This is a genomic window from Streptomyces pactum (genome assembly GCF_002005225.1).
Classification (GTDB): domain Bacteria; phylum Actinomycetota; class Actinomycetes; order Streptomycetales; family Streptomycetaceae; genus Streptomyces; species Streptomyces pactum_A.
This window is the reverse complement of sequence record NZ_CP019724.1, coordinates 3617050-3642151: the sequence shown is the minus strand read 5'-3', so window position 1 is coordinate 3642151 and position 25102 is coordinate 3617050. Positions and strand designations below refer to the sequence as shown.

The 25102-nt window shown below is 69.7% G+C and carries 36 protein-coding genes and 1 pseudogene; 31 read left to right on the top strand and 6 right to left on the bottom strand.

Annotation, left to right across the window (positions count from 1 at the left end; translation table 11 throughout):
• The first annotated feature begins 90 nt into the window (after nucleotides 1-90).
• The 3 genes from B1H29_RS15040 (at nucleotide 91) to B1H29_RS15030 (ending at nucleotide 3431) form a co-directional block, all read left to right on the top strand.
• Entirely contained in the window at nucleotides 91-1386 is a 1296-nt protein-coding gene (locus B1H29_RS15040) for a sensor histidine kinase (protein ID WP_055418964.1), read from the top strand.
• The gene (locus tag B1H29_RS15035; protein WP_055418379.1) at nucleotides 1386-2018 is read left to right on the top strand and encodes a response regulator transcription factor; all 633 of its coding nucleotides are present in this window, start codon (nucleotides 1386-1388) and stop codon (nucleotides 2016-2018) included. The genes B1H29_RS15040 and B1H29_RS15035 overlap by 1 nt, the downstream gene beginning before the upstream one ends.
• A gap of 177 nt (nucleotides 2019-2195) precedes the next feature.
• Nucleotides 2196-3431 (top strand): hypothetical protein, encoded by a 1236-nt coding sequence (locus tag B1H29_RS15030; RefSeq protein WP_055418963.1) that lies wholly within the window; start codon nucleotides 2196-2198, stop codon nucleotides 3429-3431.
• 197 nt (nucleotides 3432-3628) lie between these two features.
• On the opposite strand, the gene B1H29_RS15025 is transcribed toward B1H29_RS15030, so the two are convergent.
• The 4 genes and pseudogenes from B1H29_RS15025 to B1H29_RS15010 form a co-directional block, all read right to left on the bottom strand.
• A complete protein-coding gene (locus B1H29_RS15025; RefSeq protein WP_055418378.1) occupies nucleotides 3629-5002 on the bottom strand; it encodes a carbohydrate-binding protein in 1374 nt (457 codons plus the stop codon).
• Nucleotides 5003-5146: 144 nt separating this feature from the next.
• A complete protein-coding gene (locus B1H29_RS15020; protein WP_055418377.1) occupies nucleotides 5147-6094 on the bottom strand; it encodes a LysR family transcriptional regulator in 948 nt (315 codons plus the stop codon).
• A gap of 77 nt (nucleotides 6095-6171) precedes the next feature.
• Nucleotides 6172-6461: pseudogene (locus B1H29_RS15015) on the bottom strand (hypothetical protein).
• 31 nt (nucleotides 6462-6492) lie between these two features.
• Nucleotides 6493-6924 carry an ATP-binding protein gene (locus B1H29_RS15010; protein ID WP_079160232.1) on the bottom strand — a complete coding sequence of 144 codons (432 nt, stop codon included), beginning with the start codon at nucleotides 6922-6924 and terminating at the stop codon, nucleotides 6493-6495.
• 156 nt (nucleotides 6925-7080) lie between these two features.
• Here B1H29_RS15010 and B1H29_RS15005 point away from each other — a divergent pair, with 156 nt between their 5' ends.
• Nucleotides 7081-7959 (top strand): helix-turn-helix domain-containing protein, encoded by an 879-nt coding sequence (locus B1H29_RS15005; protein WP_055418376.1) that lies wholly within the window; start codon nucleotides 7081-7083, stop codon nucleotides 7957-7959.
• Nucleotides 7956-8168, top strand: a complete 213-nt coding sequence (locus B1H29_RS15000; RefSeq protein ID WP_055418375.1) for a DUF397 domain-containing protein — start codon at nucleotides 7956-7958, stop codon at nucleotides 8166-8168. Before B1H29_RS15005 ends, B1H29_RS15000 begins: the two co-directional genes overlap by 4 nt.
• Here the strand turns inward: B1H29_RS15000 and B1H29_RS14995 are convergent.
• Nucleotides 8119-9033: a helix-turn-helix transcriptional regulator gene (locus tag B1H29_RS14995; RefSeq protein WP_199832340.1), complete on the bottom strand. Its 915-nt coding sequence runs from the start codon at nucleotides 9031-9033 to the stop codon at nucleotides 8119-8121. The two genes, B1H29_RS15000 and B1H29_RS14995, sit on opposite strands and share 50 nt — an antisense overlap.
• Before the next feature lie 77 nt (nucleotides 9034-9110).
• On the opposite strand from B1H29_RS14995, the gene B1H29_RS14990 reads away from it, so the two are divergent.
• The 3 genes from B1H29_RS14990 to gdhA all read left to right on the top strand — a co-directional run bounded on the left by B1H29_RS14990 (nucleotide 9111) and on the right by gdhA (nucleotide 11738).
• Nucleotides 9111-9881: an SDR family oxidoreductase gene (locus B1H29_RS14990; protein ID WP_055418373.1), complete on the top strand. Its 771-nt coding sequence runs from the start codon at nucleotides 9111-9113 to the stop codon at nucleotides 9879-9881.
• A 1-nt stretch (nucleotide 9882) separates the two neighbouring features.
• The gene (locus B1H29_RS14985; protein ID WP_055418372.1) at nucleotides 9883-10092 is read left to right on the top strand and encodes a 4-oxalocrotonate tautomerase family protein; all 210 of its coding nucleotides are present in this window, start codon (nucleotides 9883-9885) and stop codon (nucleotides 10090-10092) included.
• Nucleotides 10093-10379: 287 nt separating this feature from the next.
• Nucleotides 10380-11738, top strand: a complete 1359-nt coding sequence (gene gdhA / locus B1H29_RS14980) for an NADP-specific glutamate dehydrogenase (RefSeq protein WP_055418371.1) — start codon at nucleotides 10380-10382, stop codon at nucleotides 11736-11738.
• A gap of 134 nt (nucleotides 11739-11872) precedes the next feature.
• Here the strand turns inward: gdhA and B1H29_RS14975 are convergent, their stop codons facing one another.
• The gene (locus B1H29_RS14975) at nucleotides 11873-12250 is read right to left on the bottom strand and encodes a hypothetical protein (protein WP_055418370.1); all 378 of its coding nucleotides are present in this window, start codon (nucleotides 12248-12250) and stop codon (nucleotides 11873-11875) included.
• 738 nt (nucleotides 12251-12988) lie between these two features.
• Between B1H29_RS14975 and rpsJ the strand changes: the two genes are divergently transcribed.
• The 23 genes from rpsJ to B1H29_RS14855 all read left to right on the top strand — a co-directional run bounded on the left by rpsJ (nucleotide 12989) and on the right by B1H29_RS14855 (nucleotide 24984).
• Entirely contained in the window at nucleotides 12989-13297 is a 309-nt protein-coding gene (rpsJ, locus tag B1H29_RS14970; RefSeq protein ID WP_003948644.1) for a 30S ribosomal protein S10, read from the top strand.
• A gap of 17 nt (nucleotides 13298-13314) precedes the next feature.
• Complete coding sequence (gene rplC / locus B1H29_RS14965; RefSeq protein ID WP_055418369.1) at nucleotides 13315-13959, top strand: 50S ribosomal protein L3; 645 nt, start codon at nucleotides 13315-13317, stop codon at nucleotides 13957-13959.
• Nucleotides 13960-13967: 8 nt separating this feature from the next.
• Nucleotides 13968-14624: a 50S ribosomal protein L4 gene (gene rplD / locus B1H29_RS14960; RefSeq protein ID WP_055418368.1), complete on the top strand. Its 657-nt coding sequence runs from the start codon at nucleotides 13968-13970 to the stop codon at nucleotides 14622-14624.
• Nucleotides 14624-15043: a 50S ribosomal protein L23 gene (gene rplW / locus B1H29_RS14955; RefSeq protein WP_055418367.1), complete on the top strand. Its 420-nt coding sequence runs from the start codon at nucleotides 14624-14626 to the stop codon at nucleotides 15041-15043. The genes rplD and rplW overlap by 1 nt, the downstream gene beginning before the upstream one ends.
• A 40-nt stretch (nucleotides 15044-15083) precedes the next feature.
• Nucleotides 15084-15920 carry a 50S ribosomal protein L2 gene (rplB, locus tag B1H29_RS14950; protein ID WP_030400225.1) on the top strand — a complete coding sequence of 279 codons (837 nt, stop codon included), beginning with the start codon at nucleotides 15084-15086 and terminating at the stop codon, nucleotides 15918-15920.
• Nucleotides 15921-15932: 12 nt separating this feature from the next.
• Nucleotides 15933-16214, top strand: coding sequence for a 30S ribosomal protein S19 (rpsS, locus tag B1H29_RS14945; RefSeq protein WP_055418366.1), 282 nt, complete (start codon nucleotides 15933-15935; stop codon nucleotides 16212-16214).
• Between the two features lie 42 nt (nucleotides 16215-16256).
• The gene (gene rplV, locus B1H29_RS14940; protein ID WP_003974262.1) at nucleotides 16257-16604 is read left to right on the top strand and encodes a 50S ribosomal protein L22; all 348 of its coding nucleotides are present in this window, start codon (nucleotides 16257-16259) and stop codon (nucleotides 16602-16604) included.
• Nucleotides 16604-17443 (top strand): 30S ribosomal protein S3, encoded by an 840-nt coding sequence (gene rpsC, locus B1H29_RS14935; protein ID WP_055418365.1) that lies wholly within the window; start codon nucleotides 16604-16606, stop codon nucleotides 17441-17443. Before rplV ends, rpsC begins: the two co-directional genes overlap by 1 nt.
• A 5-nt stretch (nucleotides 17444-17448) precedes the next feature.
• Complete coding sequence (rplP, locus tag B1H29_RS14930) at nucleotides 17449-17868, top strand: 50S ribosomal protein L16 (protein WP_004927269.1); 420 nt, start codon at nucleotides 17449-17451, stop codon at nucleotides 17866-17868.
• Nucleotides 17868-18092 (top strand): 50S ribosomal protein L29, encoded by a 225-nt coding sequence (gene rpmC / locus B1H29_RS14925; protein WP_003998824.1) that lies wholly within the window; start codon nucleotides 17868-17870, stop codon nucleotides 18090-18092. The genes rplP and rpmC overlap by 1 nt, the downstream gene beginning before the upstream one ends.
• Complete coding sequence (gene rpsQ / locus B1H29_RS14920) at nucleotides 18092-18379, top strand: 30S ribosomal protein S17 (protein WP_055418364.1); 288 nt, start codon at nucleotides 18092-18094, stop codon at nucleotides 18377-18379. Before rpmC ends, rpsQ begins: the two co-directional genes overlap by 1 nt.
• 105 nt (nucleotides 18380-18484) lie before the next feature.
• On the top strand, nucleotides 18485-18853 hold the full coding sequence (gene rplN, locus B1H29_RS14915; protein ID WP_030831680.1) for a 50S ribosomal protein L14: 369 nt from the start codon (nucleotides 18485-18487) through the stop codon (nucleotides 18851-18853).
• A 2-nt stretch (nucleotides 18854-18855) separates the two neighbouring features.
• Nucleotides 18856-19179: a 50S ribosomal protein L24 gene (gene rplX, locus B1H29_RS14910; RefSeq protein WP_055418363.1), complete on the top strand. Its 324-nt coding sequence runs from the start codon at nucleotides 18856-18858 to the stop codon at nucleotides 19177-19179.
• A complete protein-coding gene (gene rplE / locus B1H29_RS14905) occupies nucleotides 19179-19736 on the top strand; it encodes a 50S ribosomal protein L5 (protein WP_003974255.1) in 558 nt (185 codons plus the stop codon). Before rplX ends, rplE begins: the two co-directional genes overlap by 1 nt.
• A 5-nt stretch (nucleotides 19737-19741) precedes the next feature.
• The gene (locus B1H29_RS14900) at nucleotides 19742-19927 is read left to right on the top strand and encodes a type Z 30S ribosomal protein S14 (protein WP_003948630.1); all 186 of its coding nucleotides are present in this window, start codon (nucleotides 19742-19744) and stop codon (nucleotides 19925-19927) included.
• A 209-nt stretch (nucleotides 19928-20136) separates the two neighbouring features.
• Nucleotides 20137-20535, top strand: a complete 399-nt coding sequence (gene rpsH, locus B1H29_RS14890) for a 30S ribosomal protein S8 (RefSeq protein WP_026248232.1) — start codon at nucleotides 20137-20139, stop codon at nucleotides 20533-20535.
• Between the two features lie 24 nt (nucleotides 20536-20559).
• A complete protein-coding gene (gene rplF / locus B1H29_RS14885; protein ID WP_055418362.1) occupies nucleotides 20560-21099 on the top strand; it encodes a 50S ribosomal protein L6 in 540 nt (179 codons plus the stop codon).
• A 3-nt stretch (nucleotides 21100-21102) separates the two neighbouring features.
• On the top strand, nucleotides 21103-21486 hold the full coding sequence (gene rplR / locus B1H29_RS14880) for a 50S ribosomal protein L18 (protein ID WP_055418361.1): 384 nt from the start codon (nucleotides 21103-21105) through the stop codon (nucleotides 21484-21486).
• Nucleotides 21487-21527: 41 nt separating this feature from the next.
• Nucleotides 21528-22133 carry a 30S ribosomal protein S5 gene (gene rpsE, locus B1H29_RS14875; protein ID WP_055418360.1) on the top strand — a complete coding sequence of 202 codons (606 nt, stop codon included), beginning with the start codon at nucleotides 21528-21530 and terminating at the stop codon, nucleotides 22131-22133.
• A gap of 2 nt (nucleotides 22134-22135) precedes the next feature.
• On the top strand, nucleotides 22136-22318 hold the full coding sequence (gene rpmD, locus B1H29_RS14870) for a 50S ribosomal protein L30 (protein ID WP_055418359.1): 183 nt from the start codon (nucleotides 22136-22138) through the stop codon (nucleotides 22316-22318).
• 2 nt (nucleotides 22319-22320) lie between these two features.
• Complete coding sequence (rplO, locus tag B1H29_RS14865; protein WP_055418358.1) at nucleotides 22321-22776, top strand: 50S ribosomal protein L15; 456 nt, start codon at nucleotides 22321-22323, stop codon at nucleotides 22774-22776.
• A gap of 241 nt (nucleotides 22777-23017) precedes the next feature.
• Nucleotides 23018-24331: a preprotein translocase subunit SecY gene (gene secY / locus B1H29_RS14860; protein ID WP_055418357.1), complete on the top strand. Its 1314-nt coding sequence runs from the start codon at nucleotides 23018-23020 to the stop codon at nucleotides 24329-24331.
• Nucleotides 24331-24984 carry an adenylate kinase gene (locus B1H29_RS14855; RefSeq protein ID WP_055418356.1) on the top strand — a complete coding sequence of 218 codons (654 nt, stop codon included), beginning with the start codon at nucleotides 24331-24333 and terminating at the stop codon, nucleotides 24982-24984. Before secY ends, B1H29_RS14855 begins: the two co-directional genes overlap by 1 nt.
• Nucleotides 24985-25102 lie beyond the last annotated feature (118 nt).

Here is a 25102-nt window from a genome sequence, read left to right as displayed (position 1 = left end):
GGGCGAGAGCCGGGGTGGGGCAGGCCATACCCCCGGCAGGCCCCCTGAGCGGATGGTCCCGCCGTGCGCGGGAGTTCTACGGTGAGCCGCATGCATCCTCGGAACGTGTGGCAGGCCATGTCCGGCCCCGGCTACCTGCTGTCGGCGTGGCCCTGGCGCGCGTCCGCCTACCTGGCGACCGGCGCGCTGGCCGGCGCCGCGATTCTGGTGGGCCTCGTGCTCGCGTTGGCCATCGGCGGCGTCCTCGCCGTCGTCGTGGTGGGGCTGCCGCTCCTGGTGCTCACCGCCCTCGCGGGCATCCCCGTCGCCCAGGCGGAACGCCGCCGGCTGCGCCTGGTCGACCGCGACCCCGTTCCCCTCCGGCACCGGCGGCAGCCCCCCGCCACCGGCCCCTGGCCCTGGCTGGTCACCCGGCTGCGGGAGCGGGCGACCTGGCGGGAGCTCGGCCACGCCCTGCTGTACGCCGTCGTGCTCTGGCCGGTGGACGCCCTCGTCGTCACCGCCGCGCTGGTGCTGCCGCTCGCCACCGTCGCCACCCCGCTGCTGATGGCCACCGTCGGCGACGGCGAGGAGGCGAAAGTGCTCAAGCGGTGGATGGTCACCACCTGGCCGGCCGCGTTCGCGGCGGCGGTGCTCGGGCTGTTCCTGCTCGCCCTGGGCGCCTACGCGCTGGGCCTGGCCGCGGGCGCGCGGGCCGAACTCACCCGCGTGCTCGTCGGCGCCGCACGCGACGGCGACCTGGGCGCCAGGGTCGTCGAACTCGCCCGTTCCCGCGTGCGGTTGGTGGACGCCTTCGAGGCCGAGCGGCGCCGGATCGAACGCGACCTGCACGACGGCGCCCAGCAGCGTCTCGTCGCCCTGACGATGGCCCTCGGCCTGGCCCGCCTCGACGCCCCGCCCGGCCCGCTCGCCGACCAACTGGCCAAGGCCCACCAGGAGGCGGGGAAGGCGTTGGCGGAACTGCGCGAGCTGATCCACGGCATCCATCCCAAGGTGCTCGTCGACTACGGCCTCCAGGCGGCCGTCGAGGACGCCGCCGACCGGTCGGCCGTCCCCGTGGATGTACGCCTGGAGCTGCCCGGCCGGCCACCCCGGGCAGTGGAGGCCGCCGCCTACTTCGTGGTCTGCGAGGCCCTCGCCAACGTCGCCAGGCACAGCGGCGCGTCCCGCGCGGAGGTGACCGGCGGGCACCGCGACGGACGGCTGTTCCTCCAGGTCCGGGACGACGGCCGGGGTGGCGCGGAGGCCGGTGCGGGCAGCGGACTGACCGGCCTCGCCGACCGGGTGTCCGTACTGGATGGCAGACTCTCCCTGTCCAGTCCGCCGGGCGGACCGACCCTGTTGCGCGTGGAGATTCCTTGCGAGTGGACCGAACGCTTCGCGTAGTGCTGGCGGAGGACAGCGTGCTGCTGCGGGACGGTCTGACCGGCCTGCTCGGCCGCTGCGGACACGAGGTGGTGGCGGCCGTCGGCGACGCGGAGGCACTCGTCGCGGCCGTGGAGGAGCACGCCCCGGACGTCGTCGTGACGGACGTCCGCATGCCGCCCGGCTTCCAGGACGAGGGCCTGCACGCGGCGGTGCGGCTGCGCGAGGGGCGCCCCACCCTGCCCGTCCTCGTCCTCAGCCAGTACGTGCAACGCGCCTACGCCGCCGAGCTGCTGGACTCCGGCGACGGCACGGGCGTCGGCTATCTGCTGAAGGACCGCGTCGGCCAGGTCGAGGAGTTCGTCGACGCGCTGGCCGAGGTGGCGGACGGCGGCACGGTCGTCGACCCGGAGGTGGTACGCCAGTTGCTGCGCCGCCGCCGGGACCCCCTGGAGCGCCTCAGTCCGCGCGAGCGGGAGGTGCTGGCCCTGATCGCCGAGGGCAGGTCCAACGGCGCCATCGCCCGTGAACTGGTCGTCTCCGAGGCGGCGGTGGGCAAGCACATCGGCAGCATCCTCACCAAGCTCGACCTGCCCCCGGCGGACGGGACGCACCGCAGGGTGCTGGCCGTCCTGACGTATCTGCGGGCCTGAACGGCTTCCGGGCCCGCGGGGACGGCTTCCGGGCCCGCGGGGACGGCTTTCGGGCCCGTACGGACGGCTTTCGGAGCCGCACCGGTTGCATCACGTTTCCCCCACGACGCTGTGCGTCCCCTGCAAGGGGAGGAAACACTGGTCAACGCCTTTGTGACCGTCGAAGAGAGTGAATTCGTGAGTACCGTCCCGCCCGACGAGCGCCCGGACGACGCGTCGGACAGACCGTCCCCCTCCATATCCGACGACGAGCTGGAGTCGTTCCTCCGCGAGGCCGCCGAAGGCGGTGGCGCACCGGCGCCCGAGGAGCCGTCGGCCCGGGCGCGGATGGTGACCGCACGGCTGAGGGCGCAGGAGGAGGCGGCGCGGCGGGCGCCGGGCGGTGGCGGTCGCGGAAAGTGGCCGCGCCGGAAGCGGAGGACGGCGGGGGCGTCGGCCGGGACCCCGGAGGGCTGGCGCACCGGCCCCGCGTGGCAGGAGATGAACGGCACCCGCACGCGACGCCGCCGGGCCGGCGCGGTGATCGGGGTGGCGCTGGCCGTGGCGTTGGCCGCGGTCGCCGTGCGCCCCTCGCTGGTGACGGACCGCCTTCCCGGCGGGGGACCCGAGGCCGCCGCCTCCCCGACGCCGCTGCCCGCCGAGACGGCGCTGCCCTCCGGGGCCCCCGGCCAGGTGGCCGGGGCCGGCGGACCCACCCGTGAACGTCCGTTCCGCGGCTCGCCCGCCCTGCGCTGGGCCGACGGGGCGGAGGCCATCGAGCTGCCGGCGGCCAAGGCGGTCGCCGGGATGAGCAAGGCCGACGTGGAGCTGGCCCTGCGGCGTACCAAGGAGTTCCTGGTCGCCGCCAACCTCGACCCCGCCGTGATCGCGGGCGGACGGCCCGAGAAGGCGCTGGCCCTGCTCGACCCCGAGGCACCGGATCTGCTGCCGGACCTGCGGCGGGCGCTGCGCGAGCCGACGCGCGAACACGATCCGGTCGGCCTCTTCAGCCGGTTCGCACCGGACGACGTGCGGCTCGCGGGCGACGTGGTCAAGGTGCGCGGGCACATGTCGTTCGCCGCCGGGGACCCGGGCGAGATCGAGGTGCACGCCGACTACACCTTCGTGTACCCCCTCGTACGATCCGGCGGGGGCGACCACGTCGAGCGCACCATCGTGCGCCGTGACATCACGACGCTGCTGCTGGACCCCGACCGGTGGATCGCGACCCGGGGCAAACTCGCCATCAAGACCTACAACGTCGAGACGTACAACAACGCGTGCGAGGTGTACGACGGCTACCTGCACCCCGTCTTCCCCGAGGCACGCGCCACGGGCGCCCCGGCCACGGGGCCGGCCGCCGACCCGTACGACCGCAGTCAGGCCGTGGGGGCGACGGAGCACGAGGGCTGCGGGACGGTCACCCGCACCTGACCGATGTGGCCGATGTGACCGATGTGACCGAGCCGGCCGAAGCGGCCGAAGCGACCGGCGTGACCGCGTGATCGCGTGATCGGGGACGGGCCCGGGCGCGCTCCCTCCGCGCACCCGGGCCCGTCCCCGTCGTCCCCCGTGGGCCGTCCCCCCGCGGGCCGTCCCCGGGGGCCGTTCCCCGTGGGTCACTCAGCCGCTCACACGCGCTGCCACAGCGCCGGGACGTTCGGCGGCTCCCAGCCCCGGTACGCCTGGTGGCCCTGGAGGCAGCGGTAGGTGGCGCCGCCGTACGTCACCGTGTCGCCCGCCTGGTAGACGGTGCCGACCGCCCAGGTGCCGCCCTCACCGGGCGGCGGGTCGTCGGGGCCGCCGTCGTCGCCGGTCGTCCTCAGGGTGAGGCCGTAGTTCTGGAGCAGCGGGTTGATCGGCTGGTAGAACGTCGTGCCGCCGCTGCGGCAGTCACCGGAGCCGCCCGAGGTGACGCCCTGCGCCTGGCTGCCGGAGATGTACGAGCCGCCCGAGTCGCCGGGCTCGGCGCACACCGTGGTGCGGGTGACGCCGCTGATGGTGCCCTCGGGGTAGGTCACGCTGGTGTTGTGCTGCTGGATGGTGCCGCAGTGCCAGCCGGTGGTGGAACCGGAACGGCACACGGACGCCCCGACCGGCGCCTGGGTGGACCCGGTCACCTGTACGTTCTGACCGCCGGCGCCGTTGACGTACGGGGTCGCCGTCCAACTGGAGTTGGTGGCCACCCACGCCATGTCACGGCCGGGGAAGACCGAGCCCTGGAAGGTGCCCTGGGCCACCCGGTTGGCGCCGCTCGTGCTCGCCCCGGTCCGCCCGCAGTGACCGGCGGTGGCGAAGCCCTGCCGGCTGCCCTTGGTGACGGGGAAGCCGATCGAGCAGCGCCCGCTGTTGTTGATGTAGTACGCCTCGCCGCCCCGCAGGTCGTACAGCGGACGGGGCTTGCCGGGCGACTTCTCGACCCGGGCGAGTCCGGCGTCGACACCGGCCGCGTCGAGCAGGGCGCGGGCCGCGGACGGCCGTACGGCCTGCACGGTGACCGTGTTCGTCCGCACGTCGACGTACCGGACCGGTGCGTCGGTGGTGTCCCGGGCGGCGGCGGCCCGGTCCAGCCGGGACCTGGCCGCCTCCAGGTCGGCCAGCGAGTGCCGTACGACCTTGGCCACGGCGCCCCGCGCCTCGATCGCCGCGATGTCGGCGGCGTCCGTCGTCGCCACGGTCAGCGTGCCGGACTCGGCGCCCCGCACCCACGCCCCGGCGAAGTCACCGCCGAGCGCGGCGCGGAGCCGGCCCGCGGTGGCGCCCGCCTCTGCCTCGTTGACGAGGCGGCGCTCGGCCTGCCCCCGGTCGAGGCCGAGGTCGCGCCGCATGGCGTTGAGCAGGGCGGGAGGCGCGGCGTCGGTGCGCAGGGTCTCGGCCGCGGTGGGGGCGGGGCCGGAGGGTGCCGTCCCGGCGCTCGCGGAGCCGCTGAGCCCGGCCACGAGCAGGGCGGCCGTCGCGGCGACGGCGGCACCCACGGCTCTGTTGTGTCGGTGACGGTGGGGCATGGGGGATCTCCTCGGTCTCGGTGGGGAGGTGCCGAAACCGTAGGGAGGGTCGACCGGCCGCCATAAGACGTCGGTTGGCCCCCTCCCCGGCGTTATGGAAGGCGTGTGGGGGAGTCAGGGGCGAGTGATGGAGCCAGGGGTGGATCAGGGCACCCGGTGCGCCGCCATCCACTCCGTGTAGCTGTCGCTGCTCGCCGCCACGCCCGCGTGCGCCATGCGCGCCTGCGCGAGCACGGTCGCGGCGGTGCCCCGGCCTTGCGTCACCGCGTGCCAGCCCAGCAGGTGCCGCCACGCCAGCGGGGTCCCGGTGAGCGGCCGGGTGACGATGCCGGGCGTCGTCGGAAAGGTCGCCCGGCACAGCCCGACCGCCCGCCCCACCTGCACCAGGTGCACCAGGGACGCGGTGTCCGTCTCGTACATGCGGCGCGGTGTGAACCCGGCGCGGGCGCACGACGCCGTGAAGCAGTCGCCGAAGCAGCCGTCGCCGGGTACGCAGGCCCACTCCTCGCCCGCCAGCTCGGTCAGGTCCACCTCCGCGCGGTCGGCGAGCGGATGCCCGGCGGGCACCATCACGAACACCGGGTCGACGGCCACCTCCTGCCAGACCAGCCCCTCGGCACCGGGCGGGGAGGCCGAGCCGCAGGTCCCGGCGAGGGCGAAGTCCAGCCTCCCCTCGGCGAGTTGCCCGGCCAGGTCCCGCTCCGACCAGGAGGTGCAGGTCGTCATCCGGGCGTCCGGCGCCACGTCCGCCAGCCGGTCCACCAGAGCGCCCAGCAGGGGCCCGTGGGTGCCGCCCAGCCTGAGGTGCCGCGCGGTGCCCGGCGCCCGCGCGAACCGGGCCGCCTCCCGCTGCAACTCCGTGACCGCGGGCAGCACGATCCGGCTCCGCTCCAGCACCAGTTCGCCGAGCGCGGTGGCCCGCACTCCGTGCCGTCCGCGCACGAACAGCGCGCCGCCCAGCGCCCGCTCGATCCGCTTGAGCTGTGCGCTCAACGCGGGCTGTGCGAGGCCGAGCGCCGTCGCCGCCCTGGTGAGGCTCCCGGCGTCGGCGATGGCCCGGACCGTCCTGAGATGCCGCAACTCCAGCTCCATGAGGGGAGCTTGCGACGGGGGAGGGGTGGGGGCAAGAGGTTGGTCCGGACCTGTGACGGTGAGCCGTGCGCCGGTGCTCAGAAGCCCAGGTGTACAGTCTTCATCGCCTCGTCCAGGACGGCGCTCGGCTCTCGCAGGGCCTTGCGGGCGATGTTCGCGTCCTCGTGCTCCAGGTTGTTCCTGGCATGGGCGTGGCGGGCGGCAAGGTCGGGTCGACGGGCGATCTCGATGTCGCGGGCCCAGGCCAGGACCCAGCTCCGCACGGGGCTGAGCGACTGCCACTCGACGGCCTTGGCGACGCCTCGTCCTTCGTCGGCTGCATCTCCGGCAGGCGTCCCGGGTCGACGGCTGCGAGCGCGGCCCGCAGAGCGTCCGGTGTCTGCTCGGGGCGCGGAACCTCAGAAGGTGGGTTCCGGTGGCGCGCAGCGCAGTTCGGCCCAGACGGTCTTGCGCGGGAAACGCCCCTCGGTTACTCCCCAGCGGTCCGCCAGCGCCTCGACGAGCAGCAGGCCACGGCCGGATTCCGCATCCGGGGCGGGTGTCCGCGGGCGGGGGAGCCGCTCGCCTCTGGTGTCGGTGACCTCGATACGGAGGGTGCCGCCGACGACGTAGAGCATGAGCCGGAAATCGCGGCCGGGGACGCGTCCGTGCGCCGCCGCGTTGCTCGCCAGTTCGGCGATGAGCTGGCGGGCCGGGTCCAGGGGCAGGCCCCAGGCGTGGAGCTGCTCGGTCGCGAGCAGCCGGGCGAGGCGGGCGCCGCGTGGCGTGGGGGAGAGCTGCACGCTGAAGTTCCGGACGGGCATCGTGAGTTCGGCGGATTTCTGGTTCACGTCACTCAGCGTGGCGGCGTGCGCTTACCGTGAGAAGTGACTCAGCGGGTACGTACGGTGACTGTCCGGTGGTTGTCCAGCGGTGTCGGTGCTGTCGGGAGGGGCGTGCGGGTAGGGCGCTGGGGCAACGCTGCGAGCACGACGAAGGGGCGCGGGATGACGGCGGTCGAGGCGGAGACGGGACGGCTCAGGGACGAGTCCGACGAGCCGGGGTGGGAGGTGGACCCGGACGACGAGTGGGGCGTCGCCGTCATCGCGACGGTGGGGCGGCAGTTGAAGCTCCGGCGGGAGGCCGTGGGGATGCGGGCCGCCGAGTTCGGGGTGGCGGTCGGGTACGGGGAGGATCTCGTATACAAAGTCGAGGGCGGCAAGCGGATTCCCCGGCAGGAGTACCTGGACAGGGCCGACGAGGTGCTGGACGCGGGCGGGCTCATCGCGGCGACGTGGGAGGACGTGAAGAAGGTCCGGTACCCGAAGAAGGTTCGGGAGCTGGGGAAGCTGGAGGCTAAGGCGGTAGAGATCGCCCTGTACGAGTGCCACATCATCCCCGGACTGTTGCAGACGCGGGAGCACGCGCGCGCCGTGATCGGAGCGGCGCAACCGCCCTACTCGCCGGACGACGTGGAACGCATGGTGGCCGCCCGGCTGGCCCGGCAGTCGGTCTTCGAACGTTCACCCGCCCCAGCGCTGAGTTTCGTCCTGGAAGAGGGCCCCCTTCGGCGACCCATCGGCGGCACAATGGTCTGGCGTGAGCAGCTTGAACGCCTGCTGGAGGTGGGTCGGTTGCACAACGTCGTGCTTCAGGTAATGCCGACGAGCTGTGACGCCCACTCCGGCCTGGACGGTCGGATCGAGCTGCTGAAGTTCCCGGACGGTACGGCGGTGGGACGCTCCGACGGCGCCTTCAACAGTCGGCCGATCGCCGAGCCCAGGCACCTGCGCATCCTTGAGTTGCGGTATGGCACCATCCGGGCTCAGGCGCTCTCTCCGGGGGAGTCGCTGGCCTTCATCGAGCAACTGCTGGGAGAAACATGATCCGCAAGACCACCGCCGGGGACCTCTCCGAGCTGGCGTGGTTCAAGAGCAGCTACAGCGGCGGAAACGACGGAAACTCCTGCGTCGAGCTCGCCCTCACCCCCGGCACCATCCACGTCCGCGACTCCAAGCACGCAGAAGGCGGCCCCCGCCTGACCCTCACCCCCTCCGCCTGGGCGGACTTCCTCCCGTACGCGTCGGAGAACTGACCCCCGGCTCGACGACCTCCTGCGTCCCGACGACCGCCAGCAGATCCAGCAGCCCCGCGCTGTCCGTCCCCACGGCCGGCGTGAACCAGAGCAAGCGCTGCCGCCCGTCCTCGCTGAACAGGTTGAGGCAGTTGACCTCGATGACGCCGAGCGTGGGGTGGACGATCCGTTTGCGGTCGTCCCGCCGGAAGGCCACGTCGTGGTCGGCCCACAGCTCGGTGAACTCGGGGGAGACGCCGAGCAGCGTGCGGATCATCGAGCCGGCCTCCGGGTCCTTCGCGTCCCTGCGCGCGGCGGCGGCCCGCAGGTCGGCGACGAAGGCGCGGGACTGGCTCTCGTGGTCGGCCTCGGGGTGCAGGAGCCGGGCCTCGGGCTCGGTGAACCACCGGTGGACGAAGCTGGCCCGGGGCCCCGTCAGGCCGGACTGGTCCCCGACCAGCGCCACGGCCAGCGGATTCTGTACGAGGGTGACGTGCAGGTCGGTGATCACCTGTGCCGGGGTCGACGTCAGGCGCCCGAGCAGGTCGAGCATGCCGGGGTGGACGTGCGAGGCGGCTCCGCCCTGCACGGGCACCGGGCGGTCGGCGAGCCGGTAGAGGTAGTCCCGTTCGTCGGCGGACAGCCGCAGCGCCCTCGCCAGCGCCGCGATCATCTGCTCGGACGGCTGGGACCCGGCGCCGCGCTCCAGCTCGTTGTAGTAGTCCACCGACGCCCCGGCGAGCTGGGCGACCTCCTCGCGCCGCAGCCCCGGCACCCGGCGCCGGGGCCCGGCCGGAAGCCCGACGTCGGCCGGTCGGATCCGCTCCCGCCGCGAACGCAGGAACGCTCCCATCTCGGCGTACTTCACAGCGCTCATGCCCTCCATTCTGCGCCCGGGCGGGGCCGTGACCCATGGGATGACATCCCCTGGCTCCGCCGGCCGGCACCGCGCATCGTTGAGGCATGACCACGAACACGAACCATCAGCGAACTCCCGTGCCGGAGGCCGCACGAGTCGCCGTCGTCACCGGCGGATCGCGGGGCATCGGCCGGGCGGTGTCGCGGAAGCTCGCCCAGGACGGCCTGGCGGTCGTCGTGAACTACGCCCGCGACGCGGCCTCCGCCGAGGAGACGGTGGCGGCGGTCACCGAGGCCGGCGGGCGGGCGATCGCCGTACCGGCGGACGTGGCGGAGGAGAAGGAGGTCGCCGCGCTGTTCGACCGGGCGGAGGAGGAGTACGGCGGTGTCGACGTGGTGGTGAACTCGGCCGGCCGGATGACCCTGTCGACCATCGCCGACCTGGACCTGGCGGCGCTGGACGCCATGCACCGCACCAACATCCGCGGCACCTTCGTCGTCGCCCGGGAGGCGGCCCGGCGACTGCGTCCCGGGGGCTCCTTCGTGGGGTTCTCGACCTCCGTGGTCGGTACGCAGTTCCCGACCTACGGGGCGTACGCGGCGAGCAAGGGCGCCGTGGAGGCGATGACCCTGATCATGGCGCGTGAGCTGCGCGGACGGGACATCACGGTGAACGCAGTGGCCCCCGGCCCCACGGCCACGGACCTGTTCCTCACGGGCAAGACCCCCGAGCAGATCGACCAGCTCGCGAAGACCCCGCCCCTGGAGCGGCTGGGCACCCCGGAGGACATCGCCGCCGTGGTCGCCTTCCTCGGCAGCCCCGCCGGTCACTGGGTGAACGGCCAGGTCCTGCGCGCCAACGGAGGCATGATCTGACATGCCCTTCGCCCACTTCAAGGTCCCCGAGGGCACCCTCACCCCCGAGGACAAGCAGAAGATCATCGAGCGCACCACCGACCTCTACGCGGAGATCTACGGGGAGCGCGCCCGTCCCACCACCGTCGTCCTCGTCGACGAGGTCGCCGACGGCGGCTGGGGCGTCGCGGGAAACGTCCTCACGGCCGCGATGCTGAACGGCGACGGGTGACGGGTGCCAGGCGAAGGGCGAACGGCGACGCGTGACGGAGCAGCCCGAGCCGTCCGGGTGATCTCCGTCTCATACGTCACGAAAAGCCCCGATATGCGGAAACGCTGTCTCACATAGTGGTCGCATGGGGTGCTCGGTGCTGGCCAGGACGTTTACATGCGCGTAACACTGAAGTGTCCCGCGCGCGGCAACGGCGCCGAGCGCCCACCACCGGACCGACCGGACCGCGGCCTGCCCCCGGGCCCCGGGCCCCGTCTCCGGTGTCAGCCGTGCCAGAAAGGGCCCCTGTGACGACGCGAAGCGAGACCAGGACCGCGCTCGACCACCTGCTCACCGAGATCGAACACCGCAACCCGGCCCAGCCCGAGTTCCACCAGGCCGCACACGAGGTCCTGGAAACGCTGGCGCCGGTGCTCGCGGCCCGCCCCGAGTACGCCGAGCCGGGCCTGGTCGAGCGGCTGGTCGAGCCGGAGCGGCAGGTCATCTTCCGGGTGCCGTGGCAGGACGACCAGGGCCGCGTCCACGTCAACCGGGGCTTCCGCGTCGAGTTCAACAGCGCGCTGGGCCCGTACAAGGGCGGCCTGCGCTTCCACCCGTCCGTCAACCTGGGCGTCATCAAGTTCCTGGGCTTCGAGCAGATCTTCAAGAACGCGCTGACCGGCCTCGGCATCGGCGGCGGCAAGGGCGGCAGCGACTTCGACCCGCACGGGCGCAGCGACGCGGAGGTGATGCGGTTCTGCCAGTCGTTCATGACGGAGCTGCACCGGCACATCGGCGAGCACACGGACGTCCCGGCCGGTGACATCGGCGTCGGCGGCCGGGAGATCGGCTACCTCTTCGGCCAGTACCGCCGCATCACCAACCGCTGGGAGGCCGGCGTCCTCACCGGCAAGGGCGCGGGCTGGGGCGGCTCGCTGATCCGCCCCGAGGCGACCGGCTACGGCAACGTCCTCTTCGCGGCGGCGATGCTGCGCGAGCGCGGTGAGGACCTGGAGGGCCAGACGGCGCTCGTGTCCGGCTCCGGAAACGTCGCGATCTACACGATCGAGAAGCTGACCGCCCTGGGCGCGAACCCCGTCACCTGCTCGGACTCCTCCGGCTACGTCGTCGACGAGAAGGGCATCGACCTCGACCTGCTGAAGCAGATCAAGGAGGTCGAGCGGGGCCGCGTCGACGCGTACGCCGAGCGCCGCGGCTCCTCGGCCCGCTTCGTGCCCGGCGGCAGCGTCTGGGAGGTCCCGGCCGACCTCGCCCTGCCGTCCGCCACGCAGAACGAGCTGGACGAGAACGCCGCCGCCACCCTCGTCCGCAACGGCGTGAAGGCCGTCTCCGAGGGCGCCAACATGCCGACGACCCCCGAGGCCGTCCACCTCCTCCAGAAGGCCGGCGTCGCCTTCGGCCCCGGCAAGGCCGCCAACGCGGGCGGCGTCGCGGTCAGCGCCCTGGAGATGGCGCAGAACCACGCCCGTACGTCCTGGACGGCGGCGCGGGTCGAGGAGGAGCTGACGCACATCATGAACGACATCCACACCACCTGCCACGAGACCGCCGAACGCTACGACGCCCCCGGCGACTACGTCACCGGCGCGAACATCGCGGGCTTCGAGCGGGTGGCGGACGCGATGCTGGCGCAGGGGGTCATCTGACGGACTCGGGCTGTGGCGGGACCGGAGCGCGGCCAGGGCCGCGGGCACCCGCACCCGACCGGGCCATGGAGCGCCTTGCCGGGCGGACCCGCTGACCGACCCTCAGCCGGTCCGCCGGTGACCGAGTCGGCGCCTCAGCGGTCCGCGCCGGGGGCGGACGCCTTCGCCATGCGGGACAGCAGCTTGGCGTAGACCGTCGTCGCCGCCGCGACCGCGGTCGCGATGCTCGACAGGCCCAGGATGCCGAGCAGCGCCGGCCACTGGCGCAGTTCGCTGTCACAGAAGTAGCCGTCCCGCTGGAACGGAGCGATCAGCGGGCCCTCGCAGCGCGGCACACCGTCGTGGGACTCGGGGCCGTACGAGGAGAGCATCAGGAACGCGAACCACATCCACAGCCCGACCGCCACCATGATCCACCCGACCGACCACTTGTCCGCGCGGCCGGCGTCCCGGAGCGTCTTCGACTCCTGACCCTCATCGGTCTTCGATCCGTCCGAGTCGGGTGCCGTCACGTCATCCCCCAGTGTTCGACAGTGCCCTGCCGGATGACCCTAACGTGATGATCGGACAGTCCCCTCGCGGTGCGGTGCGGCGCGGCGCGCGACTGGCCGAAGGAAGGAAGGCGAGACCGGATACGGCAGCCAGGCGGACTGGGAAAGCGGCGAAGGTCTCGGCCTTCAACTGTTCGCCGGAGGAGGCGACTCGACGTGCCCGCCGAGGAGTCCGGCGAGCACTACCGTCGGGTCCGGTTGAACGATGATCCGACCGTCGAGATGGAGTACCGGGACGGAAGCGCTGCCGCGCACTACCGTGTGAGAGCGTCGAGCCGCTGCCGCCCGCCCTGAGTTTGACCAACGTCACCCTCGGGGTATTGTCCTCGGCCCGATTCGCCAGCCCCCCGCCCCGTATGGCAGACTAACGGGGTTGCTCGGTCGAGTGCCGATGCTGCGCGCCTCCCGCCGGGGGGACCGGAAGCGAGTCCCACAGTACTCGTCGTCCCTGATCAGGGGCGGACGTACGGGAATCTTCCGGGAAGCGTCAGCGGGGTGCAGGCCAGGCACCCGGTGGGCCTCTCGCCCCCGGTCTGCGGTTCCGGAAGGGCCCGCGACTCCCACTGCAGGGAAGTCCCGTAAGGGACATTCATGTCAGCGAGAGCGCGACACGCCCGACCGCGTGGGTCGGAGGCAGAGCGGAATGGACAAGGACCACCGGGTCCAGAGCGTTACGAGAGACAGGACTACTGAGTAGCCATGGCGGGACAGAAGATCCGCATCCGGCTCAAGGCCTACGACCACGAGGTCATCGACTCTTCGGCGAAGAAGATCGTCGAGACGGTGACTCGCACTGGTGCGTCGGTCGCGGGCCCGGTGCCGCTGCCCACTGAGAAGAACGTGTACTGCGTCATCAAGTCGCCGCACAAGTACAAGGACTCGCGCGAGCACTTCGAGATGCGCACGCACAAGCGCCTGATCGACATCCTCGACCCGACCCCCAAGACCGTTGACTCTCTGATGCGACTCGACCTCCCGGCCGGTGTCGACATCGAGATCAAGCTCTGAAGGCCGGTGATCTGAGAATGGCTAAGCAGATCAAGGGCATCCTGGGCGAGAAGCTCGGCATGACGCAGGTGTGGGACGAGAACAACCGTGTTGTTCCGGTCACCGTCGTCAAGGCCGGCCCCAACGTCGTCACCCAGGTCCGCACGAACGACGTCGACGGCTACGAGTCCGTCCAGATCGCGTTCGGCGAGATCGACCCGCGCAAGGTGAACAAGCCCCTCAAGGGCCACTTCGCCAAGGCCGACGTCACCCCCCGCCGTCACCTCGTCGAGATCCGTACGGCCGACGCCGCCGAGTACACGCTCGGTCAGGAAGTCACCGCCGAGGTCTTCGAGTCCGGCATCAAGGTCGACGTCACCGGCAAGAGCAAGGGCAAGGGCTTCGCCGGTGTCATGAAGCGTCACAACTTCAAGGGCCTCGGCGCCGGACACGGCACCCAGCGCAAGCACCGCTCGCCCGGTTCCATCGGTGGCTGCGCCACCCCGGGCCGCGTGTTCAAGGGCCTCCGCATGGCCGGCCGCATGGGCAACGAGCGGGTCACCACCCAGAACCTGACCGTCCACGCCGTTGACGCGGAGAAGGGTCTGCTGCTCATCAAGGGCGCGGTTCCCGGTCCGAACGGCGGCCTCGTCCTGGTCCGCACTGCGGCCAAGGGGGCCTGAGGTAACCGATGAGCACTGTTGACATCCTTTCGCCTGCCGGCGAGAAGACCGGAAGCGTCGAGCTCCCCGCGGAGATCTTCGGCGTGGAGAAGATCAGCATCCCGCTGATCCACCAGGTCGTCGTCGCGCAGAACGCCGCTGCCCGCCAGGGCACGCACAAGACCAAGCGTCGCGGTGAAGTCCGTGGTGGCGGTAAGAAGCCGTACCGCCAGAAGGGCACCGGCCGCGCCCGCCAGGGTTCGACCCGTGCGCCGCAGTTCGCCGGCGGTGGCGTCGTCCACGGCCCGCAGCCGCGTGACTACTCGCAGCGGACCCCGAAGAAGATGAAGGCCGCGGCCCTGCGCCACGCCCTCACCGACCGGGCCCGCCACGACCGCATCCACGTCGTGACCGGCGTCATCGAGGGCGAGAACCCGTCCACGAAGGCCGCCCGGACGCTGTTCGGCAAGATCTCGGAGCGCAAGAACCTGCTCCTGGTCGTCGACCGCGCCGACGAGGCCGCGTGGCTGTCCGCCCGCAACCTGCCCCAGATCCACATCCTGGAGCCGGGCCAGCTGAACACGTACGACGTTCTCGTCTCGGACGACGTGGTCTTCACCCAGGCCGCCTTCGAGTCCTTCGTGTCCGGCCCCAAGGCTGCTGACACCGAAGGGAGCGAAGCCTGATGGCTACGCGTCACCCGAGCATCGCCTCCAAGGCGGCCAAGGCCGCCAAGGCCGCGCGCGTCGCCAAGGCGCGCCGCCACGAGGCCGAGGGCAAGAACACCGTCGTCACCCCGGTCAGCAAGGCGTTCACGGACCCCCGTGACGTGCTGCTGAAGCCGGTCGTGTCCGAGAAGAGCTACGCGCTCCTCGACGAGAACAAGTACACGTTCATCGTCGCGCCGGGCTCCAACAAGACCCAGATCAAGGAGGCCGTCCAGGCGGTCTTCTCGGTCAAGGTCACCGGGGTCAACACGATCAACCGCCAGGGCAAGCGCAAGCGGACCCGCACGGGCTTCGGCAAGCGTGCCGACAGCAAGCGCGCGATCGTGACCCTTGCCGAGGGCGACCGTATCGACATCTTCGGCGGTCCGACCTCCTGACGGAGGTCCGGATCGTCCGGAATCGGACGAGGACTGAGAAATGGGAATCCGCAAGTACAAGCCGACTACGCCGGGCCGTCGTGGCTCGAGCGTCGCCGACTTCGTCGAGGTCACGCGGTCCACGCCGGAGAAGTCGCTGGTCCGCCCGCTGCACAGCAAGGGCGGCCGTAACAACGCCGGTCGTGTGACCGTTCGCCACCAGGGTGGCGGACACAAGCGCGCCTACCGCGTGATCGACTTCCGTCGGCACGACAAGGACGGCGTGCCGGCGAAGGTCGCGCACATCGAGTACGACCCCAACCGCACCGCGCGCATCGCGCTGCTGCACTACGCCGACGGCGAGAAGCGCTACATCCTCGCCCCGCGCAACCTGCAGCAGGGTGACCGCGTCGAGAACGGTCCCGGGGCCGACATCAAGCCGGGCAACAACCTGGCCCTCCGCAACATCCCGGTCGGTACCACGATCCACGCGATCGAGCTCCGTCCCGGTGGCGGTGCCAAGTTCGCCCGCTCCGCCGGTGCCTCCGTGCAGCTACTCGCGAAGGAGGGCTCGATGGCCCACCTCCGCATGCCGTCCGGAGAGATCCGCCTGGTCGACCAGCGCTGCCGCGCCACGGTCGGCGAGGTCGGCAACGCCGAGCAGAGCAACATCAACTGGGGCAAGGCGGGCCGCAAGCGGTGGCTGGGCGTTCGCCCGACCGTCCGTGGTGTGGTCATGAACCCGGTGGACCACCCGCACGGTGGTGGTGAGGGCCGGACCTCCGGTGGCCGCCACCCCGTGTCCCCGTGGGGCAAGAAGGAAGGCCGTACTCGTTCGCCCAAGAAGGCGTCGAACAAGTACATCGTCCGCCGCCGCAAGACGAACAAGAAGCGCTAAGGACGGGTTGAGATGCCTCGTAGCTTGAAGAAGGGACCCTTCGTCGACGACCACCTGATCAAGAAGGTGGACACGCAGAACGAAGCCGGTTCCAAGAACGTCATCAAGACCTGGTCCCGTCGCTCGATGATCGTCCCGGCGATGCTGGGCCACACGATCGCGGTGCACAACGGCAAGACCCACATTCCGGTGTTTGTCACCGAGTCGATGGTCGGCCACAAGCTCGGCGAGTTCTCGCCGACGCGCACCTTCCGGGGTCACGTCAAGGACGACCGGAAGTCGAAGCGCCGCTAGCAGCGGGGTGGAATGACCATGACAGACACTGGAAGGACAACCATGGAAGCCAGGGCCCAGGCGCGGTACATCCGCGTCACGCCCATGAAGGCCCGCCGCGTGGTGGACCTTATCCGTGGCATGGATGCCACGGAGGCTCAGGCGGTCCTGCGTTTCGCCCCGCAGGCCGCGAGCGTGCCGGTCGGCAAGGTGCTGGACAGCGCCATTGCCAACGCCGCGCACAACTACGACCACACCGACGCCGACAGCCTCTTCATCTCCGAGGCGTACGTCGACGAGGGCCCGACCCTGAAGCGGTTCCGGCCGCGGGCCCAGGGCCGCGCCTACCGGATCCGCAAGCGGACCAGCCACATCACCGTGGTCGTCAGCAGCAAGGAAGGAACCCGGTAATGGGCCAGAAGGTAAACCCGCACGGGTTCCGGCTCGGTGTCACGACCGACTTCAAGTCGCGTTGGTACGCCGACAAGCTGTACAAGGACTACGTCAAGGAAGACGTCGCCATCCGTCGGATGATGACGTCCGGCATGGAGCGCGCCGGCATCTCGAAGGTGGAGATCGAGCGCACCCGTGACCGCGTGCGTGTGGACATCCACACCGCTCGTCCCGGCATCGTCATCGGCCGCCGCGGCGCCGAGGCCGACCGTATCCGCGGTGACCTGGAGAAGCTGACCGGCAAGCAGGTCCAGCTCAACATCCTCGAGGTCAAGAGCCCGGAGACGGACGCTCAGCTCGTGGCCCAGGCCGTCGCCGAGCAGCTCTCCTCCCGCGTCTCCTTCCGTCGTGCCATGCGCAAGAGCATGCAGGGCACGATGAAGGCCGGCGCCAAGGGCATCAAGATCCAGTGCGGTGGCCGCCTCGGTGGCGCCGAGATGTCCCGCTCGGAGTTCTACCGCGAGGGCCGTGTGCCCCTGCACACGCTCCGCGCGAACGTGGACTACGGCTTCTTCGAGGCCAAGACGACCTTCGGCCGCATCGGTGTGAAGGTCTGGATCTACAAGGGCGACGTCAAGAACATCGCCGAGGTTCGCGCCGAGAACGCCGCTGCCCGCGCCGGCAACCGCCCGGCCCGTGGTGGCAACGACCGCCCGGCCCGTGGTGGCCGCGGTGGCGAGCGTGGCGGTCGCGGTCGCAAGCCGCAGCAGCAGTCCGCGCCGGCTGCCGAGGCCCCCAAGGCCGACGCTCCCGCCGCCGCTGCCGCTCCGGCTGAGAGCACCGGAACGGAGGCCTGACCGAAATGCTGATCCCCCGTAGGGTCAAGCACCGCAAGCAGCACCACCCGAAGCGCCGTGGTCAGGCCAAGGGCGGTACGACGGTTGCGTTCGGCGAGTACGGCATTCAGGCCCTCACGCCGGCGTACGTGACCAACCGCCAGATCGAGGCGGCCCGTATCGCGATGACCCGCCACATCAAGCGTGGCGGCAAGGTCTGGATCAACATCTACCCGGACCGCCCGCTCACGAAGAAGCCTGCCGAGACCCGCATGGGTTCCGGTAAGGGTTCGCCGGAGTGGTGGATCGCGAACGTGCACCCGGGCCGGGTCATGTTCGAGCTGTCCTACCCCAACGAGAAGATCGCCCGTGAGGCGCTGACTCGTGCGGCCCACAAGCTGCCGATGAAGTGCCGGATCGTCAAGCGCGAGGCAGGTGAAGCGTGATGTCGGCCGGTACCAAGGCGTCCGAGCTGCGCGAACTGGGTGACGAGGAGCTTCTCGCGAAGCTCCGCGAAGCCAAGGAAGAGCTGTTCAACCTCCGCTTCCAGGCGGCGACGGGTCAGCTCGAGAACCACGGTCGGCTCAAGGCCGTCCGCAAGGACATCGCGCGGATCTACACCCTGATGCGTGAGCGCGAGCTGGGCATCGAGACGGTGGAGAGCGCCTGATGAGCGAGAGCAACGTGACTGAAGAGACGAAGGCCGGCCGCGGCTTCCGCAAGACCCGTCAGGGTCTTGTCGTCAGCGACAAGATGGACAAGACCGTCGTCGTCGCCGTCGAGGACCGCGTGACCCACGCGCTGTACGGCAAGGTCATCCGCCGTACCAACAAGCTCAAGGCTCACGACGAGCAGAACGCCGCGGGTGTCGGCGACCGCGTCCTCCTGATGGAGACCCGGCCGCTGTCCGCCACGAAGCGCTGGCGCGTCGTCGAGGTCCTCGAGAAGGCCAAGTAATTCCTGCGGGGTAATCCGCAGGTCAGTTCCGCCAGGCTCGGCAGGGGCTCCACCTCGTGAAGAGGCGGCCCCTGCCGGGAACCGGCAGACAATCAGGAGATAGACGTGATCCAGCAGGAGTCGCGGCTTCGTGTCGCCGACAACACGGGTGCGAAGGAAGTCCTCTGCATCCGTGTGCTCGGTGGCTCGGGCCGCCGCTACGCGGGTATCGGTGACGTCATCGTCGCCACCGTCAAGGACGCGATCCCCGGTGGCAACGTGAAGAAGGGTGACGTCGTCAAGGCGGTCATCGTTCGCACCGTCAAGGAGCGCCGCCGTCCGGACGGCTCGTACATCCGCTTCGACGAGAACGCCGCCGTCATTCTGAAGAACGACGGCGACCCTCGCGGCACCCGTATCTTCGGCCCCGTCGGCCGTGAGCTGCGCGAGAAGAAGTTCATGAAGATCATCTCCCTCGCGCCGGAGGTGCTGTGAGCATGAAGATCAAGAAGGGCGACCTGGTCCAGGTCATCACCGGTAAGGACAAGGGCAAGCAGGGCAAGGTCATCGCGGCCTTCCCCCGTGAGGACCGCGTCCTGGTCGAGGGTGTCAACCGGGTCAAGAAGCACACCAAGGCCGGGCCGAGCGCTCGCGGTTCGCAGGCCGGCGGCATCGTGACCACCGAGGCCCCGATCCACGTCTCCAACGTCCAGTTGGTCGTGGAGAAGGACGGCAACAAGGTCGTCACGCGCGTCGGTTACCGCTTCGACGACGAAGGCAACAAGGTTCGCGTTGCCAAGCGGACGGGTGAGGACATCTGATGGCTACCACCACCACTCCGCGTCTGAAGACGAAGTACCGCGAGGAGATCGCGGGCAAGCTGCGTGAGGAGTTCTCCTACGAGAACGTCATGCAGATCCCCGGCCTCGTCAAGATCGTGGTCAACATGGGTGTGGGCGACGCCGCCCGCGACTCCAAGCTGATCGAGGGCGCCATCCGCGACCTCACCACGATCACCGGTCAGAAGCCGGCCGTCACCAAGGCCCGCAAGTCCATCGCGCAGTTCAAGCTGCGTGAGGGCCAGCCGATCGGTGCCCACGTCACGCTCCGTGGCGACCGCATGTGGGAGTTCCTGGACCGCACCCTGTCGCTCGCGCTGCCGCGCATCCGCGACTTCCGCGGTCTGTCCCCCAAGCAGTTCGACGGCCGTGGCAACTACACCTTCGGTCTCACCGAGCAGGTCATGTTCCACGAGATCGACCAGGACAAGATCGACCGCACCCGGGGTATGGACATCACCGTGGTGACCACGGCGACCAACGACGCTGAGGGCCGCGCGCTCCTTCGTCACCTCGGCTTCCCCTTCAAGGAGGCGTGAGCGAGATGGCGAAGAAGGCCCTGATTGCCAAGGCTGCTCGCAAGCCCAAGTTCGGTGTCCGTGGCTACACGCGCTGCCAGCGCTGCGGCCGCCCGCACTCCGTCTACCGCAAGTTCGGCCTGTGCCGCGTGTGCCTTCGTGAGATGGCTCACCGTGGCGAGCTGCCGGGCGTGACCAAGAGTTCCTGGTAATCCGGTAATTCCGGGTTATTCAGACTCTCGGTAAGCATCTGGGTCGGCAGAGGCCCACCCGCACATGCCTTAGGCTTGTGGGGTTGGGCGTCTGCCGCCCGTACGACTTACTACGCCGTAGGTCCACCGCGCCGCACCCGTCCCGTCTCGGATCGGGGAGAGGGATGGCGCACCAGGAAACCACGGCGAGAGAGGCCGAAGGCCAATTCATGACCATGACTGATCCGATCGCAGACATGCTTACGCGTCTGCGGAACGCGAACTCGGCGTACCACGACTCCGTGACGATGCCGGCGTCCAAGATCAAGTCTCACATCGCGGAGATCCTCCAGCAGGAGGGCTTCATCACGGGCTGGAAGACCGAGGACGCCGAGGTTGGCAAGAACCTCGTCCTCGAGCTGAAGTTCGGCCCGAACCGTGAGCGCTCCATCGCGGGCATCAAGCGGATCTCCAAGCCCGGTCTCCGGGTTTACGCGAAGTCCACCAACCTGCCCAAGGTGCTGGGTGGCCTCGGCGTGGCGATCATCTCCACGTCGCACGGGCTCCTCACCGACAAGCAGGCCGGCAAGAAGGGCGTAGGCGGGGAAGTCCTCGCCTACGTCTGGTAGCGGAAGGGAACGGAGGAAACAGCTATGTCGCGCATCGGCAAGCTCCCCATCGCGGTTCCCGCCGGCGTGGACGTCACCATCGACGGCCGTACGGTCTCGGTCAAGGGCCCCAAGGGTTCGCTGACTCACACCGTCGTGGCACCGATCGACATCGCCAAGGGTGAGGACGGCGTCCTGAACGTCACCCGCCCCAACGAAGAGCGTCAGAGCAAGGCCCTGCACGGCCTGTCCCGCACGCTGGTGGCGAACATGATCACCGGCGTGACCCAGGGTTACGTGAAGAAGCTCGAGATCAGCGGTGTCGGTTACCGCGTGCTCGCCAAGGGTTCGAACCTGGAGTTCTCCCTCGGTTACAGCCACCCGATCCTGGTCGAGGCCCCCGAGGGCATCACCTTCAAGGTGGAGTCCCCGACCCGTTTCTCGGTCGAGGGCATCGACAAGCAGAAGGTCGGCGAGGTTGCGGCCAACATCCGCAAGCTGCGCAAGCCCGACCCGTACAAGGCCAAGGGCGTCAAGTACGAGGGCGAAGTCATCCGCCGCAAGGTCGGAAAGGCGGGTAAGTAAGCCATGGCATACGGACAGAAGATCCTCAAGGGCGACGCCTACAAGCGCGCCGCGATCAAGCGCCGTCACATCCGGATTCGCAAGAATCTCTCGGGTACGGCGGAGCGTCCCCGTCTGGTCGTTACCCGCTCGAACCGCCACATCGTGGCCCAGGTGATCGACGACCTCAAGGGTCACACCCTTGCGTCGGCGTCCACCCTGGACACCTCGATCCGTGGTGGCGAGGCCGACAAGTCGGCGCAGGCCAAGCAGGTCGGCGCCCTGGTCGCCGAGCGCGCCAAGGCCGCCGGTGTCGAGACCGTCGTGTTCGACCGCGGTGGCAACCAGTACGCCGGGCGCATCGCCGCCCTTGCGGACGCCGCCCGCGAAGCCGGCCTGAAGTTCTGAGCCGGTTCCGTAGCTAGCGGAAACAGAGAGAGGTAATTCCAATGGCTGGACCCCAGCGCCGCGGTGGCGGTGCCGGTGGCGGCGAGCGGCGGGACCGGAAGGGTCGCGACGGTGGCAACGCCGCCGCCGAGAAGACCGCGTACGTTGAGCGCGTCGTCGCGATCAACCGCGTCGCCAAGGTTGTGAAGGGTGGTCGTCGCTTCAGCTTCACCGCGCTGGTCGTGGTGGGCGACGGTGACGGCACCGTGGGTGTCGGTTACGGCAAGGCCAAGGAGGTGCCGGCCGCCATCGCCAAGGGTGTTGAGGAGGCCAAGAAGCACTTCTTCAAGGTCCCCCGTATCCAGGGCACCATCCCGCACCCCATCCAGGGTGAGAAGGCTGCCGGCGTCGTGCTGCTCAAGCCCGCGTCCCCGGGTACCGGTGTTATCGCCGGTGGTCCGGTGCGCGCCGTGCTCGAGTGCGCCGGTATCCACGACGTGCTGTCGAAGTCGCTCGGCTCCGACAACCAGATCAACATCGTGCACGCGACCGTGGAGGCCCTCAAGGGCCTGCAGCGTCCCGAGGAGATCGCGGCCCGCCGTGGTCTGCCGCTCGAGGACGTCGCCCCCGCGGCTCTTCTCCGTGCACGTGCCGGGGCGGGTGCGTAATCATGGCGCAGCTCAAGATTACGCAGGTCAAGTCCTACATCGGCAGCAAGCAGAACCACCGTGACACCCTGCGTTCCCTTGGTCTCAAGGGGATCAACACGCAGGTCGTCAAGGAGGACCGCCCCGAGTTCCGCGGCATGGTGCAGACCGTCCGCCACCTCGTGACGGTCGAGGAGGTCGACTGATCATGGCGGAGAACAACCCGCTCAAGATCCACAACCTCCGTCCCGCCCCGGGCGCCAAGACCGCCAAGACCCGTGTGGGTCGTGGTGAGGCGTCGAAGGGTAAGACGGCCGGTCGTGGTACCAAGGGTACGAAGGCCCGTTACCAGGTGCCGGAGCGCTTCGAGGGTGGCCAGATGCCCCTCCACATGCGTCTTCCGAAGCTGAAGGGCTTCAAGAACCCGTTCAAGACCGAGTTCCAGGTCGTGAACCTCGAGAAGCTGGCCGCGCTCTACCCCGAGGGTGGCGAGGTCACCGTCGAGGGTCTGGTGGCCAAGGGTGCCGTTCGCAAGAACAGCCTCGTCAAGGTCCTCGGCCAGGGCGAGATCTCCGTGGCGCTGCAGGTGACGGTCGACGCCGTCTCCGGCTCCGCCAAGGAGAAGATCACCGCCGCCGGCGGCACCGTCACCGAGCTCGTCTGAAGCCTTCAGGCGTCTCGATGACCTGAGCGATCCCAACCGGGGATGCCCCACAAATGGGGTATCCCCGGTTGGTCGTTCCAAGGAAAGTACTCCCGCCGGTAAGGTGGCCTGCGCTGCCCTCTTTCACGGGTGCGTCACATGAGGCACCCTGAGCGGCAGTTGACCGTTACTCACTTTGTCGTCAGTCGAACCTCAAGACCGTCACCCTTGACGCAGTAGCGCGGGGGTCGCAGGAGGCACCGTGCTCACCGCGTTCGCCCGGGCGTTCAAGACGCCCGACCTGCGCAAGAAGCTGCTCTTCACGCTCGGCATCATCGTGGTGTACCGGCTCGGTACCCACATCCCCATTCCAGGTGTCGACTACAAGAACGTCCAGGAGTGCGTGGACCAGGCGTCCGGCAACCAGGGCATTTTCGGCCTGGTGAACATGTTCAGCGGCGGCGCCCTGCTGCAGATCACGGTCTTCGCGCTCGGCATCATGCCGTACATCACGGCGAGCATCATTCTGCAGTTGCTGACCGTGGTGATCCCGCGCCTGGAAGCCCTGAAGAAGGAGGGCCAGGCCGGCACGGCGAAGATCACGCAGTACACCCGCTACCTGACCATCGCCCTCGCCATCCTCCAGGGCACCGGCCTGGTCGCCACCGCCCGCAGCGGCGCGCTGTTCTCCGGCTGCACCGTCGCCGGCCAGATCGTGCCCGACCAGGCGATCTTCACCACCATCGTCATGGTGGTCACCATGACCGCCGGTACGGCCACCGTCATGTGGCTCGGCGAGCTGATCACCGACCGCGGCGTCGGCAACGGCATGTCGATCCTGATGTTCATCTCGATCGCCGCGACCTTCCCCTCCGCTCTGTGGGCCATCAAGCAGGAGGGCACCCTGGCCGGCGGCTGGATCGAGTTCGGCATCGTCATGCTCGTCGGCTTCGTCATGGTCGGCCTGGTCGTCTTCGTCGAGCAGGCGCAGCGCCGCATCCCGGTGCAGTACGCGAAGCGCATGATCGGCCGCCGCTCCTACGGCGGTACGTCCACGTACATCCCGCTCAAGGTGAACCAGGCGGGCATCATCCCCGTCATCTTCGCCTCGTCGCTGCTCTACATTCCGGCTCTCATCGTCCAGTTCTCCGGCTCGCAGGCGGGCTGGGCCGTCTGGATCCAGAAGAACCTGGCCGACCCCGAGGCCGCGTCGCACGTCGCTCTGTACTTCCTGCTGATCGTGTTCTTCGCCTTCTTCTACGTGGCGATCTCGTTCAACCCCGAGGAAGTCGCGGACAACATGAAGAAGTATGGTGGGTTCATCCCGGGCATCCGGGCTGGCCGACCGACCGCTGAGTATCTGAGCTACGTACTCAACCGGATCACCTGGCCGGGTTCGCTGTATCTGGGCCTGATCTCTCTCGTACCGACAATGGCGTTGGCCGGTTTCGGGGCAAACCAGAACTTCCCGTTCGGCGGGACCAGCATCCTCATCATCGTGGGTGTGGGTCTCGAGACGGTGAAGCAGATCGAGAGCCAGCTCCAGCAGCGCAATTACGAAGGGTTCCTCCGCTGATGCGAATCGTCCTCGTCGGGCCGCCGGGTGCCGGTAAGGGAACGCAGGCCACCCGCCTTGCCGAGACGCTGCACATTCCGCACATCTCCACGGGTGACCTGTTCCGCGCGAACATCAGTCAGCAGACCGACCTGGGCAAGCTCGCCAAGTCGTACATGGACGCCGGCAACCTCGTACCGGACGAGGTCACCATCGCCATGGCGAAGGACCGCATGGAGCAGCCCGACGCCGAGGGCGGCTTCCTGCTGGACGGCTTCCCGCGCAACGTCTCCCAGGCCGAGGCGCTGGACGAGCTCCTCGAGACCGAGGAGATGAAGCTCGACGCGGTGCTGGACCTGGAGGCCCCGGAGGACGAGGTCGTCAAGCGGATCGCCGGCCGGCGGGTCTGCCGCAACAACTCGGCGCACGTCTTCCACGTGACGTACACGCCGTCGAAGAAGGAAGGCGTCTGCGACGCCTGCGGCGGCGAGCTGTACCAGCGGGACGACGACTCCGAGGAGACGGTCCGCAAGCGGCTCGAGGTCTACCACACGCAGACCGAGCCGATCATCGACTACTACAAGGCGCAGGGCCTGGTCGTCACCATCGCGGCCACGGGACCCGTGGACGAGGTCACGGGCCGTGCGCTGGAGGCGCTCAAGCACGACAAGTAGTTCCCAGTCCCGGCTGCAGCCGCGGTCCCTTGCTCAGGGGCCGCGGCTGAGCTGTGGGGTGGGGTGGCCCCCGCCCCGTATCGTTGGACGCGTTACCCGTACTCTCCGGTCCAGAAAG